Source organism: Microbacterium sp. LWH10-1.2 (genome assembly GCF_038397765.1).
Classification (GTDB): domain Bacteria; phylum Actinomycetota; class Actinomycetes; order Actinomycetales; family Microbacteriaceae; genus Microbacterium; species Microbacterium natoriense.
The window spans coordinates 692,792-705,332 of sequence record NZ_CP151638.1; the positions used below are offsets into that span (position 1 = coordinate 692,792).

Consider the following 12,541-nt stretch of genomic DNA (forward strand, 5'->3'; position numbering starts at 1 on the left):
CCTGGTAGGCGGCCGCTACGACAGGAGACCCCGTGATCCTCAGCTTCATCTTCTTCATGATCCTCTTCCTCGGAGGCATCTACCTGATGGGTCTCGCACAGTCGCTCGAGGACTTCCAGGCGATCGTGTTCGTCGCGGGCCTGCTGATCGTGAGCCTGTCGCTCGCGTTCATGATGCGCCAGGGCGGCTCGGCCACGCGCCGCTCGAACAACTGGTCTGGCAAGGCCGCGGAGTAGCCCCCGCGCCTCAGCGCCTCTTCGCGAGACGCGCCTCGAGGTTCGCCTTGACGGCGGGCCACTCCGGCTCGATGACGGAGTACTCGACGCTGTCGCGCAGGGCGCCGTTGCGGTAGCGGCTCATCGCCCGCATCACGCCGTCCTGCTTGGCGCCGAGGCGTTCGATCGCGGCGCGCGACTGGAAGTTCACCCACTGGGTCGTCAGTCCGACGCGGAACGCGCCGAGCGTCTCGAACGCGTGCTGCATCAGGAGCAGCTTCGATTCGGCGTTCGTGCCGGTGCCGTGCGCGGAAGGACGATTCCATGTGTAGCCGATGTGCACACGGGGCACATCGGCGACCAGATCGTACAGCGAGGTGAGGCCGAGCACCCGGCCGGACGCATCGAACGCGGTGAACGGCACCATCTCACCCGACTCGATCAGACCGAGACGGCGGTCGATCTCCGCGGCGAGGCCGTCGGGAGACGGCACGGACGTGTACCAGGCGGTCTGCCACAGGTCACCCTCCTGCAGGGCGTCGAGGAGGCCGTCATGGTGCGAGCGGTCGAGCGGGCGCAGTTCGACGAGGCGTCCGGTGAGGGTGACGGGGAGCGGAGCTGTGCGGAAGGCCATGCGGCCATTCAACCAGCGCGGCGACGATGCGGCGTCACGCCGCACGGGCCCGCTGGAGCAGACGCTGGAACCCGAAGACCAGTTCGACGGTGACCCCCAGCTCGAAGGCGATGCTGGGCGCGTGGGGGCCGCGGGTCGCCTCCGCCTCGGCGTACGAGGCGGGCGTGATCAGCAGCTGAGCCGCCCATTCGTCGGCTCGACGCTCCTGTCTGTCGCGGAGCGAGGCCCTCGTCGTCGGAAGGTGCCCGAGGACGGCGTGCGCCAGCTCGTGCGCGAGCACGCTCCTCTTCATTCGCTCGCTCATGCCGGGAGCGAGGCGGATCGTGCGTGACCACGGGTCGAAACCGCCCGGGGTTCCTCCGGGCCTCTCGACGATGCGCAGGCCATGCTCCTCGATGAGGGGAAGGAGCTGGTCCATGCGCTCTCCTATTGGTAGAGGTCGTCCGTGTCGCCGTCGTGGGTGAGGCGCGATTCGAAGGCGACCTCAGCATCATCTTCGCGTCGACCGGGGACATCGGAGCGGCGGCGGATGGGCGTGACCGTTCCGGCGCCCGCTCGCCGGGCGTCGTCGGCGCGGAGCCGCTCCTCTGCGCGGGCGAGGACGACGTGCGGCTCGACGTCGAGGGCGACGCAGACGCCGTAGAGCACGGGGATCGGGATGGAGCGCTTGCCGGTGACGTAGTTGTCGAGTCCGCTTCTCGCGATGCCGACCTCGCGCGCCATCGCGGCGATGCTGCTGCCGCCGGCGGCGATCTCGGCCCGCAGCTGGCGACCCACGGCCGCGTTGAACTGCTCGCCCTGTGTCTTCACCCGTGTCACGATAGCACCGGGGTGAAGCCAAGATGCCGTCATTCTGGTTGCTGAACGCTTGATCGCTCACAGTCGGGGCGATAGTGTCGTCAGGTGACGACAGAAGTGCGACGAAAGGTGGCCGACGCCGTCAGGTCCGCGCTCGCCGCCTCCGGGCACACGGAGCGATGGCTGGCCGCGCGGGCGAGCATCGACCGTGACGACCTGCGTGACAAGCTCACGCTGCGCACCGATTTCACCGTCACTGACCTCGCAGACATCGCCGTCGCGCTCGGCATCCCGATAGGGACCCTGTTCCCGCAGTCGAGCGGCGACGTCTCGCGAGCGACTGATCATCAGCGCTGATGGTCTGCGGCGCACGGCCGCATCAGCGGGAGGGTGCGCGCGCTCCCTCACCATTCCGCCGGGTAGCGCTGCGCGCATGAGGGTAGCGTTGCACGCATGAAGACTGTGCCCTTCGGCTCCGCCGCCGCCCCCGCCGTCATCGCCGGCATGATGCGCATCGACGACAAGAATGATGCGCAGATCCGCGCGCTCTACGACACGGCCAGGGCCTCGGGGATCGACTTCTTCGACCACGCCGACATCTACGGCGGGCGAATGCACTTCTGTGAGGAGCGGTTCGCCGGAGCGCTGCAGCTCAGCCGGGCGGAGCGCGAGGAGATCGTGCTGCAGACCAAGTGCGGCATCGTCCCCGATCGAGGGATGTTCGATTTCTCCTACGAGCACATCATCGGCCAGGTGGAGGGTTCGCTGCGGGCCCTTCAGACCGAGTACATCGACGTGCTGCTCCTGCACCGCCCCGACGCCCTCGTCGAGCCCGACGAGGTCGCTCGCGCCTTCGACGAGCTGGAGTCCGCGGGCAAGGTCCGCGCCTTCGGCGTCTCGAATCACACGCCCCGGCAGATCGACCTGCTGCGCACCGCCGTTCGTCAGCCCCTCATCGCGAACCAGCTGCAGCTGTCGATCACCCACGCCCCGATCATCGCCCAGCCGATCGCCGCCAACATGGCGGGCGAGGAGCAGAGCGTCGTCCGCGACGGCGGCGGGATCGTCGACTACTGCCGCATCAACGGCATCACGATCCAGGCCTGGTCGCCGTTCCAGGGCGGCTTCTTCACCGGGGTGTTCCTCGGCAACCCCGAGTACGCCGACCTCAACGCGGTGATCGACCGGCTCGCGGCCTCCTACGGCGTCGCCCCGATCGCGATCGCGACGGCGTGGATCACCCGCCACCCGGCGAAGATGCAGGTGGTGCTGGGCACCACGACGCCCGAGCGGGTGCGGGATGCCGCGGCCGGAGCCGACGTGGAGCTGACCAGGGCGGAGTGGTACGAGCTGTTCCGGGCGGCCGGGCACCTGCTGCCCTGATCCGGTGCTGCCCTGATCCGGCGGGCGTCGTCTACCCTGAGATCATGCCGTTCCTGTTCTCGCTCCTCGTCATCGCGCTGATGGTCGGCGCGCTGATCGACATCATCACGCGCGAGGACTCGCAGGTGAAGTACCTCCCGAAGATGGTGTGGATCATCCTCGTCATCCTCCTGCCGCTGATCGGCGGCCTGCTCTGGTTCGCGCTCGGCAGGGACTACGGCGACGGCGGCATCCGGATCCCGCAGATGCGCCGCGCCGCTCCGACGACCCGCACGGCGACCGCTCCGCCGGCTCCGCCCGCCGATCTGCGGACCACAGAGCAGCAGATCGCCGACCTCGACCGTGAGATCGAGGAGTGGCGGCTCCGCGAGGAGCTCGAGAAGCGCAAGCGCGACCAGCCGCCGGCGGCAGAGAGCTAAGCCCGCGCGAAGGACTCCCGCAGCGCCTCGTCGAGAAGCGGATAGCGGAACTCGAAGCCCGCGGCGGTGAGCTTCTCGGGCAGCACCCAGCGGCTCTTCAGCACGAGTTCCGTCTCGGTGCGGATGCCGATGGCTCCGAGCTCGAGCATCCATCGCGGCATCGGCGGCCCGATGCGCGCCCCGAGCACGGCCCGGACCGCCGCCATGAAGCCGACGTTGTCGACGGGGTTCGGTGACGCCGTGTTGACCGGGCCGTCGAGCGACGGGGTCTGCTCGAGGAAGTCGATGATGCGGGCGATGTCTTCGACGTGCACCCAGCTGAACCGCTGCCGTCCACGCTTCGCCCCGGGGAAGTGGCCGGTGCCGGCCGCACGCCGCGCTCTGCTCACGGGCCAGCGACCGTCGTACTGGGGGCCGCCGAGGCCGAGCTTCGCGAGGGCGCGGAGCGGGCCGAGGACTCCGCCGTCGCCCAGCACGATCGCGCTGCGGAGGGCCACCCTGCGTGTCGACGGGAGATCCTGCGCGAACAGGGCCTTCTCCCACGCTGTGGCGACCTCGACGGAGAAGCCCGTTCCGATCTCGCCCGTGGACTCGGTCATCGGGCGGTCTTCGGCGTGGCGGTAGATCGTGGCGGTCGAGGAGTTCACCCACAGCGGCGGCGGGGTGTCGGCCCGAGCGATGGCTGTGGCGAGGGAGGAGGTCGTGTCCAGGCGCGACCGGAAGATCTCCGCCCGGTTCTCCGGGGTGTAGCGGCAGTTCACGCTCTTGCCCGCGAGGCCGATGACGAGAGCGGCGCCGTCGACGGCGCGGTCGATGCCCGCCTGGTCGCCCCAGTGGAGGTCGGCGTTCGAGCGGGAGATCGTGATGACCTCTCGCCCGGCCTCGCGCAGCCGCTGCTGCAGGTATCCGCCCATGAATCCGGTGGAACCGCCGATCACGACGTGACCCGTGCTCATCCCTGTGCCTCCTCGATGCGATAGTCGAAGTCTCCGCGGTACTCGTACACGCGTCCCATGAACGGTGCATCGACGGTCAGGGCGATGCGCTGGCGTCCGATCTCGTCGTCGAACCTCTCGGTCAGGCGCACGACGGGGGAGAGCGCGCGCGGCGCGCGAAGCCGCAGACGACCGAGGCGGACGCCGACTGCGCGGCTCGTGAGGCGGAGGGCGCCGTCTCGCACGTCCACGTCGAAGCACGCGACGACGACGCCCGGTTCGCCGAGCTCATCGACGACGCGGCCGTGGCGGGAGAGGACGACGGCATCGCGCATGGTCCAGGCGCCGGTGGGGAAGTCGAACCGGCGCATGCCGATCGCCCGCGAGGCCACGGTCACGTTCTCGACCCGGAACGGCACGTCGCGCTCCCACCGGGCGGCCACGACGCCGCGGCGCTCCAGTGTGCGCAGCAGGGGCCACAGCCAGCGGTGCGGAGTGCCGACGCGCTGGAAGACCCCTTCGCCGATGCCGACATGACCGTCGGGGACGCCGCGGAAGTACTCGCGGAGGCGCGGATGCAGCTCCTCGATGCGGTCGCCGAGCGCCCTGGCATACGGGGACTGCGGAACCGGCGTCACGCTCCGAGCCTACCGACCTCGTGCGGGAGGTCGTGCCGGGGAGCGGAGCATCCGCTCGAGCGCGGCGAGGGCGTCGTGCTGCGGGGCGCTGTCGTCGAGCAGCCACTGCGTCTGCAGGCCGTCGGATGCCGCGATGACGAGAGCGGCGACCGCGTCCGGCGGCACGTCGTCGCGGATGAGGCCCGACTCCTGCTGCAGCCGTACGCGCTCGGAGAGCTCGTCGCGCAGCCGGGCGAAGCGGGTGGTCGCGAACTCCCGCGCGGCGGGGTGCCCCTCTTCCAGGGCGGTGGCGATGAGCGAGGAGTACAGCTGCACGAGCCCCGGCACCTCGCGGTTGGTGCGGGCGGACTCGATCATGAGCTCGACCGGCGTCATGTCGTCGGGGATGGGCTGGCGCTCGTCGTCCTCATCGCCGCTGGCGAGGTAGACCGCGACGAGGAGCTCTTCCAGCGAGCCGAAGTAGTGGGTGAGGGCGGCGTGCGTGACGCCGACCTCCTTGGCGATCGCGCGCAGGCTCGTGCGGTCGGCGCCTCTCGCCGCGAACACCTCGATCGCCCTGTCCAGGATCTCCTGGCGGCGCGCGACGCCCTTGGCGTAGGCCCCCCGCTGGCGTGGGCGCTCGTTCTGTCCGGACATGACGCGAGTCTATCGAATTAAAACTTCCGCTTGGAGGTTTTCGGTGATAGCCTCCTGTGCACAGGGCGGCACCGGCCCGCGCGTCACCGAAGACCACGAAGGAGCACCACCGATGACGGTTCAGACATCCATCCAGCTGTTCACGCTCAAGAACGAGCTCGACGCCGATCTCGACGGCACGCTCGCCGCCGTCGTCGCCCGCGGATTCGTCGCCGTCGAGCCCTACGACTTCGTGCACCGCGCCGAGCCGCTCGCCGCGGCCCTCGCCGCCGCCGGCCTGGTCGCACCCAGCGGTCACGCCTTCCTCGCCTCGGAGTCCTTCGTCAACCCCGACGGCAGCGGCACCAGCGTCCCCGTGCCGACCCCCGCCGAGGTGTTCGCGGCGGCGAAGACGCTCGGCATGGGCACCGTCATCGATCCCTACACCGAGCCCGCCCGCTGGGAATCGGTCGAGCAGATCGCGGAGACCGCGCGCCTGCTCAACGCGGCCGCAGAGATCGGCGCCGCATCCGGCATCCGCGTCGGATACCACAACCACGCCCACGAGCTGGAGGCGGTCTTCGACGGCGTCACCGGTCTCGAAGTCCTCGCCGGGCTCCTCGACGAGCGCGTCGTGCTCGAGGTCGACCTGTACTGGGTCGCCCGAGGCGGCGTCGATCCCGTCGCCCTGCTGCAGCGCCTCGGCAGCCGTGTCATCGCCGTGCACGCCAAGGACGGCACGCTCGATCCTGAGCTCGTGAACGCGTACCCGCCCGCCGACCAGGTCCCCGCAGGAGACGGCGCCGTGCCGCTCGTCGCGGCGATCGCGGCCGCACCGGCGCTCGAGCTCGCGATCGTCGAGTTCGACCACTACGAGGGCGACCTCCTCGACGCCGTCGAGCGCAGCCGCGTCTACCTCGACGAGAACGTGGCCGGCTGATGGCCGCCGACAGCGCGACGGTGGGTGTCGGCATCATCGGCGCCGGCAACATCAGCGACCAGTACCTCAGCAACCTCACCACCTTTCCCGACGTGCGGGTGCTCGCCATCGGAGACGTGATTGTCGAGCGCGCCGCTGCACAGGCGGCGAAATACGGAGTGCCACGCTCCGGGGGCGTCGATGTCGTGCTCGACGACCCCGAGATCGACATCGTCGTGAATCTCACGATCCCGGCCGTGCACGTCGAGGTCTCCGAGGCGATCATCGCCGCCGGCAAGCACGTGTGGACCGAGAAGCCGCTCGGCGTGAGCCGCGAGGAGGCGCGCGGACTGCTGGAGAAGGCGGATGCCGCCGGCCTCCGCGTCGGCGCGGCGCCCGACACCGTGCTCGGCCCCGGAGTGCAGACCGCCAAGCGTTTGATCGCCCGCGGCGACATCGGCCGTCCGCTCTTCGCGCAGACCACCTTCCAGTGGCAGGGTCCGGAGATCTTCCACCCCGACCCCGCTTTCCTGTACGCCAAGGGCGGCGGTCCACTGCTGGACATGGGACCGTACTACGTCTCCACCCTCGTGCACGTGTTCGGCCCGGTCGCGACCGTGGCCGCACTCGGGCTGAAGGGTGCAGAGACGCGGCGCGTGCAGCAGGGGCCTCTGGCCGGACAGGAGTTCCCCGTCGAGGTGCCCTCGACGCTGAGCGTGCTGATGGACTTCGAGCGCGGCGGTCAGGCGCAGAGCCTGTACAGCACCGACTCCCCGATGCTCCGTCAGGGCATCGTCGAGATCACCGGCACGGAGGGGACCCTCGTGATCCCCGATCCGAACACCTTCGGCGGTGCGATCTCGATCACCCGCCCGCTCACGCGGATGTTCATCCCGCCGGAGCCCATCCAGCAGGAGATCGTCGACGTCGAGCAGGAGGGCGTGCTCTCCGGCCGCGGCATCGGACTGCTCGACATGGTGCGCTCGGTGCGCGACGGCCGTCCGCACGTGGCGACCGGCGAGTTCGGCTACCACGTGCTGGACACGCTGCTGTCGATCGAGGAGTCCGCGGCCTCGCGCTCCTTCGTCGCCGTGGAGAGCACTCTCGACGAGGTCGGGGCGCTGGACGCGTCGTTCGACCCGTACGCCAGGACGTTCTGAGGCGGGCGCCTGGTCAGGCCGCGGGTTCGCGGAGCCTGACCAGGCGCTCGTGGCCGGTCTCCTCGAGCTCGGCGATGTCATCGCGCGACTTGAGGAAGTCGGAGAACGAGCGATAACCCAGGGCCTTCTCGCTGAAGGACGGGTCCATGCGCCGCATGTGGGTCTTCACCGCCGAGCTGTGCAGCCACTCGTCGGCATCCGCCTTGTCGTGGCCCAGACGCAGCGCGCGCTGCAGCAGCGCGGTCGCCTCGCCCTGCTCGTCGAGCTTCGCGGGAGCGGGCGCATCCGCCGTCGATGCGGCCTTCGTGCGAGAGGCCTTGGCCTTGGGCGCCGTCTTGGCCTTGGCGGCGGGCTCGACCGGCTCGACGGTCTCGGGCGCGGGGGCGGGGGCGGCGATCCGCGTCGGCCTGACCACGCCAGGCAGCGAGTCGTACGACTCGAACTCGTCGCACGCGGCCGCGAGGGACTTCGCGGTCGAGCCGGCGACGCCGACGCCGATCACGTAGCGCCCCAGCCGCTTGCAGCGCTGGGCGAGGGGCACGTAGTCGCTGTCGCCGGCGACGATCACGGCGTGGGTGAGGTCGGGGAGGCGGAACATATCCTCGACGGCATCCACGGCGAGGCGGATGTCGGCGCCGTTCTTCGCGTACGCCGCGGCGGGGAAGAGCTGCACCAGGTCGACGGCGCGGGCCACGAGCTGCGTACGGTACTCGGCGTTCACCGGCGACGACCAGTCCGCATAGGCGCGCGTGAGCACGAGGGTGCCGAACGACGCGGCGTAGTCGATGATGGCGCCGACGTCGATCATCGCGGCGCGCAGGCGCTCGGTCACCTCGGGGTCGTCGGGGCGCTCGGTGATGCGCTGACGGTCCTTGCCGTAGGCGTTGCGCCCGTGCACCCGGTCGTACCAGGAGATGACGATGTTGTCGAAGTCGAGGTAGACCGCGACGCGGGCCTCCGATGCCTCAGCCATTGTGCGACTCCTCTGTGGGGTAGGTCACGCCGATCTGAGCGCGGATCTCATCGAGCGTACCCATGATCGCCACGGTCTCGGCGATCGGCAGGATGTCTCCTTCGAGGAGCCCGTCGCGCACGAGGCGCTCGGCGGCGTGGGCCTCGTGCTCCATACCGCGCGGCGCATCCGGAGCCGGCGGGCCCCCAATCTCCTCGAGGACGGTGCCGTCAGGGGCGATGAGGCGGAGGGTGGATGCCGACGACCACGCCGGCTGGATCTCGATGCGCGCCCTGGTGCCGAGGATCGACGCCGTGTTCGACCCGGCCGCTCTCGACGAGGAGAAGCTCGTCGAGACGGCGCCGCCCTCGTGGACCATGACCGTGGCGACCTCGGCGTCGGCGCCGGTCTCGACGAGACGGCCCGCGGCCTGGATGCTGGTCGGGGCGCCCAGCACGTCCCAGATGAACGAGATCGGGTAGATGCCGAGGTCGAGCAGAGCGCCACCGCCGAGTTCCAGCGCGTTGAGGCGGTGCGCGGGGTCGGAGGGGAGGAGCTGGGTGTGCGAGGCCGACACCGTGCGGATCTCGCCCAGGGCGCCAGAGGCGATGAGCTCGCGCATCCGCACCATCTGCGGGAGATAGCGGGTCCACATGGCCTCCATCACGAGCAGGCCGCGCTCGGCGCCGAGGCGCTGCAGGGACTCGGCCTCCGCCCGGTTGACCGTGAACGCCTTCTCGACGAGGACGTGCTTGCCGGCCTCGAGCGCGAGTCGCGCGTTGTCGTGGTGCATCGGATGCGGCGTCGAGACGTACACGATGTCGACGTCGGGGTCGGCGACGAGCGCCTCGTAGGTGGGATGGGTGTGCTCGGGGGCGATGCCGTGCGCGGCGGCGAAGGCGTCGGCGGACTCCTGGGAGCGTGAGCCGACAGCCACCAGATCGAGCCCTGCGCTGCGCAGATCGGATGCGAACGCGCCGGCGATGCCGCCGGTCGCGAGGATTCCCCAACGAAGACCAGTCATGGTCTCAGCGTAGAGGGTGAGGGGCGCGGTCAGGCCTTCGCGAGCGCCAGATCCAGGTCGGCGATGAGGTCGCGGGGATCCTCGAGGCCGGCGGACAGTCGGATGGTGGTGAGCGAGATGCCGGCCGCCTCGCGCTGCTCGGCGTTCAGGTGCGAGTGCGTCATCGACGCGGGGTGCGCCACCAGGCTGCGCGCATCGCCGATGTTCGCGACGAGACGGACCACCCGCAGGGCGTCGATCACCCGGCCGACGCGCTCCTGGGCGCCCTCGTCCGCGGGGCCGGCCAGGTCGAAGGAGAACACCGACGGCACGCCGTCCGGCAGGTAGCGCTGCGCGAGCCCGTGCCACGGATTGCCCTCGAGACCGGGGTGGTTGACCCTGGACACCGAGGGGTGCTCGGCGAGGAAGCGGGCGACGGCGAGGGCGGTGGCGCTCTGCCGCGACACGCGCAGGTCGAGGGTCTCGATACCCTGCAGGATCTGCCAGGCGTTGAACGGCGAGAGGGACGGGCCGAGGTCGTGCACGTACTTCGACTTCACCAGCGCCGCGAACGCCTGCCCGATGCCGAACCGCTCCCACAGCACGAGCTCGCCGAAGCGCTTGTACGGGGCGGTGAACTGCGGCCAGCGGTCGGGCTCGGCTCCGAAGTCGAACGTGCCCTGGTCGACGACGACCCCGCCGAGGGAGGTGCCGTGCCCGGAGAGGAACTTGGTCGCCGAGTGCACGACGAAGTCGGCGCCGTGCTCGCCGGGGCGCACCAGGTACGGCGTCCCCACGGTGTTGTCGATCACGAGCGGCACACCGGCCTCGTGCGCGATGTCGGCGACGAGTCTGATGTCGAGCACCTGAGCGACCGGGTTCGCGACGGACTCGGCGAACAGGGCGCGGGTCTCCGGACGGATCGCGGCCCGCCAGGCGTCAGGATCGTCCTGATCGACGAAGGTCACCCCGATGCCGAAGTCCTCGAACGTGTCCTGGAACAGGTCGACGGTGCCGCCGTAGAGCTGGTTCGCGGCGACGATGTGGCCGCGCACGCCGACGAGCGCGAGCAGGGTCACCGCGACGGCGGCCTGACCGGAGGCGACGGCGACCGCGGAGGCGCCGCCCTCGAGCGCCGCGACGCGCTCCTCCAGAACCTGCTGGGTCGGGCTGGCGTTGCGGCTGTAGAGGTTGCCCGTGGTGCGCAGCGCGAACAGGTCCGCAGCATCCGCGAGCGAGGAGAACTGGTACGCGGCCGTCTGGTAGATCGGCGGCACGGCGCTGTTCTTGGGTGTCCCTGGGACGTAGCCGGCCTGGATCTGCCGGGTCGCGAACTCGCTCATCAGACCATTGTGATGAGCGAGCGGTCCGTGCTTCGGCGTGTGTCGAACTGTTGCACCGCGTGAACCCCCGAATCGCCGCCGTGGCGCGGTGGAGCGACCGCTCGTACCGTGGCCGCCATGACCGAACCGCTCATCATCGGCGCCATGGTGCGCACTCTCGGCGCGTACCCCTCCGGGTGGCGTCACCCCGGCGCCCACCGCGACCCGTCCGCCGACCACGCCGTCCTGCGGCGCATCGCGGAGGAGGGGGAGGATGCCGGTCTCGACTACCTCTTCTTCGGCGACTGGCTGGCCACCGGGCCCGACCTCGAGTTCCGCGACCCCTACCTGCTCGCGCGGATCGACCCGGTCAGCGCCGTGCTGTTCCTCGCCGGGCTCACCTCCCGCATCGGGCTCATCGCGACGGTGAACACCACCTACGCCGACCCTTACACGACGGCGCGCTCGCTCGCCTCGCTCGACGTGCTCTCCGGGGGCCGCGCCGGCGTCAACCTCGTCACCGGCGCCGAGCCGCGGGCTGCGGGCAATCACGGCCGCGACGCGCACGCCGACAACGAGGGCCGCTACGACAGGGCGGAGGAGTTCGTCACCGCTCTCCGCCGGCTGTGGGACTCGTGGAGGGAGGACGCCTGGGTCGCCGATGCCGAGCGCGGCGTGCTCATCGATCCGGAGGGTCTGCGCCCCGCCGACGTCCGCGGCGACCACGTGCGGGTGGACGGTCCTCTCAACGTCGCCCGACCTCCCCAGGGGCAGATCCCGATCGTGCACGCCGGCACCTCGCCCCGGTCGCGTCACCTCGCCGCGACCGAGGCCGATCTCGCGCTCATCGCGGCGCCGACCCTCGCGGACGCGATCGCGACGCGCGGCACTCTGCGAGACATCGCGGCAGAGGCCGGACGCTCTCCCGACGACGTGAAGGTCATCGCCCCCGTGCTCCCGGTGGTCGCGGAGTCGGATGCCGAGGCCCACCGCATCGTCGAGAGGCTGCTCTTCCTCGTGCCGCTGGCGGAGGGGCATCAGCGGGATCGGACGGCCTTCCCTCCGAACCGCACGGTCGAGGCGGTGGCGGATGCGCTCGGGGTCGCCGCCGACGACCCGCTCAGGGCCGCGTCCTTCGATGCGCCGGTGACCGCCCACGAGGCCGCGCGGCTCGGATCGGCGGGAGAGGCGCTGATCGCCCGTGTCGCGCGCATCGCCGGGCTCGGCGTCGGCGGAGAGCGTCCGGTGACCTGGCGTCATCTCGTGGCCGCGCACGCGGTGCCGGCGGCCTTCGTGGTCGGCGGCGCCTCGGCGATAGCCGACCACTTCGAGACCTGGCGCGACGAGGGGGCGGCCGACGGATTCAACGTCCTCTCCGCCTTCCAACCCGCGCAGTTCGAGGCGTTCACCCGGCTCGCCGCCCCCGAGCTGCGCCGCAGAGGGCTGCTCGGACGCGACGGCGGCACCCTCCGCGACCGCCTGCGCATTACGTCGCATGTCGATGCGTGACAGCGGGTGACCGCTCGTGAACGGTCGTGTCCGCCGCAT

16 protein-coding genes are annotated in these 12,541 nt (G+C 70.7%); 7 read left to right on the plus strand and 9 right to left on the minus strand.

Annotated features, from left to right (window positions below):
- The first annotated feature begins 32 nt into the window (after positions 1-32).
- On the plus strand, positions 33-236 hold the full coding sequence (locus MRBLWH10_RS03260) for a hypothetical protein (RefSeq protein ID WP_341941612.1): 204 nt from the start codon (positions 33-35) through the stop codon (positions 234-236).
- Between the two features lie 10 nt (positions 237-246).
- Here the strand turns inward: MRBLWH10_RS03260 and MRBLWH10_RS03265 are convergent, their stop codons facing one another.
- The 3 genes from MRBLWH10_RS03265 to MRBLWH10_RS03275 are packed head-to-tail and all read right to left on the minus strand — an operon-like array spanning position 247 to position 1,659.
- Positions 247-849, minus strand: coding sequence for a GNAT family protein (locus MRBLWH10_RS03265; RefSeq protein WP_105672325.1), 603 nt, complete (start codon positions 847-849; stop codon positions 247-249).
- Between the two features lie 34 nt (positions 850-883).
- Complete coding sequence (locus MRBLWH10_RS03270) at positions 884-1,267, minus strand: ImmA/IrrE family metallo-endopeptidase (RefSeq protein ID WP_105672324.1); 384 nt, start codon at positions 1,265-1,267, stop codon at positions 884-886.
- 8 nt (positions 1,268-1,275) lie between these two features.
- The gene (locus tag MRBLWH10_RS03275) at positions 1,276-1,659 is read right to left on the minus strand and encodes a helix-turn-helix transcriptional regulator (RefSeq protein WP_341941613.1); all 384 of its coding nucleotides are present in this window, start codon (positions 1,657-1,659) and stop codon (positions 1,276-1,278) included.
- A gap of 93 nt (positions 1,660-1,752) precedes the next feature.
- Here MRBLWH10_RS03275 and MRBLWH10_RS03280 point away from each other — a divergent pair, with 93 nt between their 5' ends.
- From MRBLWH10_RS03280 to MRBLWH10_RS03290, 3 genes are all read left to right on the plus strand, one after another.
- Positions 1,753-2,004, plus strand: coding sequence for a hypothetical protein (locus tag MRBLWH10_RS03280; protein ID WP_341941614.1), 252 nt, complete (start codon positions 1,753-1,755; stop codon positions 2,002-2,004).
- A gap of 96 nt (positions 2,005-2,100) precedes the next feature.
- Positions 2,101-3,030, plus strand: coding sequence for an aldo/keto reductase (locus MRBLWH10_RS03285; RefSeq protein WP_341941615.1), 930 nt, complete (start codon positions 2,101-2,103; stop codon positions 3,028-3,030).
- A 44-nt stretch (positions 3,031-3,074) separates the two neighbouring features.
- Entirely contained in the window at positions 3,075-3,449 is a 375-nt protein-coding gene (locus MRBLWH10_RS03290) for a PLDc N-terminal domain-containing protein (RefSeq protein ID WP_341941616.1), read from the plus strand.
- Here MRBLWH10_RS03290 and MRBLWH10_RS03295 read toward each other — a convergent pair.
- From MRBLWH10_RS03295 to MRBLWH10_RS03305, 3 genes are read right to left on the minus strand one after another with little or no spacing between them, the layout of a single operon-like run.
- Positions 3,446-4,405, minus strand: coding sequence for a DUF1731 domain-containing protein (locus MRBLWH10_RS03295; RefSeq protein WP_341941617.1), 960 nt, complete (start codon positions 4,403-4,405; stop codon positions 3,446-3,448). The genes MRBLWH10_RS03290 and MRBLWH10_RS03295 overlap by 4 nt on opposite strands.
- A complete protein-coding gene (locus tag MRBLWH10_RS03300; RefSeq protein WP_341941618.1) occupies positions 4,402-5,022 on the minus strand; it encodes a DUF4166 domain-containing protein in 621 nt (206 codons plus the stop codon). Before MRBLWH10_RS03300 ends, MRBLWH10_RS03295 begins: the two co-directional genes overlap by 4 nt.
- 9 nt (positions 5,023-5,031) lie before the next feature.
- Complete coding sequence (locus MRBLWH10_RS03305) at positions 5,032-5,658, minus strand: helix-turn-helix domain-containing protein (RefSeq protein WP_341941619.1); 627 nt, start codon at positions 5,656-5,658, stop codon at positions 5,032-5,034.
- A 112-nt stretch (positions 5,659-5,770) separates the two neighbouring features.
- Here MRBLWH10_RS03305 and MRBLWH10_RS03310 point away from each other — a divergent pair, with 112 nt between their 5' ends.
- Positions 5,771-6,577 (plus strand): sugar phosphate isomerase/epimerase, encoded by an 807-nt coding sequence (locus tag MRBLWH10_RS03310; protein WP_341941620.1) that lies wholly within the window; start codon positions 5,771-5,773, stop codon positions 6,575-6,577.
- Entirely contained in the window at positions 6,577-7,716 is a 1,140-nt protein-coding gene (locus MRBLWH10_RS03315; protein ID WP_341941621.1) for a Gfo/Idh/MocA family oxidoreductase, read from the plus strand. The genes MRBLWH10_RS03310 and MRBLWH10_RS03315 overlap by 1 nt, the downstream gene beginning before the upstream one ends.
- A 13-nt stretch (positions 7,717-7,729) precedes the next feature.
- On the opposite strand, the gene MRBLWH10_RS03320 is transcribed toward MRBLWH10_RS03315, so the two are convergent.
- Genes MRBLWH10_RS03320 through MRBLWH10_RS03330 form a run of 3 tightly spaced genes read right to left on the minus strand, consistent with a single transcriptional unit; the run spans position 7,730 to position 11,014 of the window.
- Positions 7,730-8,689 carry an NYN domain-containing protein gene (locus MRBLWH10_RS03320; RefSeq protein WP_341941622.1) on the minus strand — a complete coding sequence of 320 codons (960 nt, stop codon included), beginning with the start codon at positions 8,687-8,689 and terminating at the stop codon, positions 7,730-7,732.
- Positions 8,682-9,692: a Gfo/Idh/MocA family oxidoreductase gene (locus MRBLWH10_RS03325; protein WP_341941623.1), complete on the minus strand. Its 1,011-nt coding sequence runs from the start codon at positions 9,690-9,692 to the stop codon at positions 8,682-8,684. Before MRBLWH10_RS03325 ends, MRBLWH10_RS03320 begins: the two co-directional genes overlap by 8 nt.
- Before the next feature lie 29 nt (positions 9,693-9,721).
- Positions 9,722-11,014: an O-acetylhomoserine aminocarboxypropyltransferase/cysteine synthase family protein gene (locus MRBLWH10_RS03330; RefSeq protein WP_341941624.1), complete on the minus strand. Its 1,293-nt coding sequence runs from the start codon at positions 11,012-11,014 to the stop codon at positions 9,722-9,724.
- A 117-nt stretch (positions 11,015-11,131) separates the two neighbouring features.
- Between MRBLWH10_RS03330 and MRBLWH10_RS03335 the strand changes: the two genes are divergently transcribed.
- The gene (locus tag MRBLWH10_RS03335; protein ID WP_341941625.1) at positions 11,132-12,502 is read left to right on the plus strand and encodes an NtaA/DmoA family FMN-dependent monooxygenase; all 1,371 of its coding nucleotides are present in this window, start codon (positions 11,132-11,134) and stop codon (positions 12,500-12,502) included.
- The last annotated feature ends 39 nt before the right edge of the window (positions 12,503-12,541 follow it).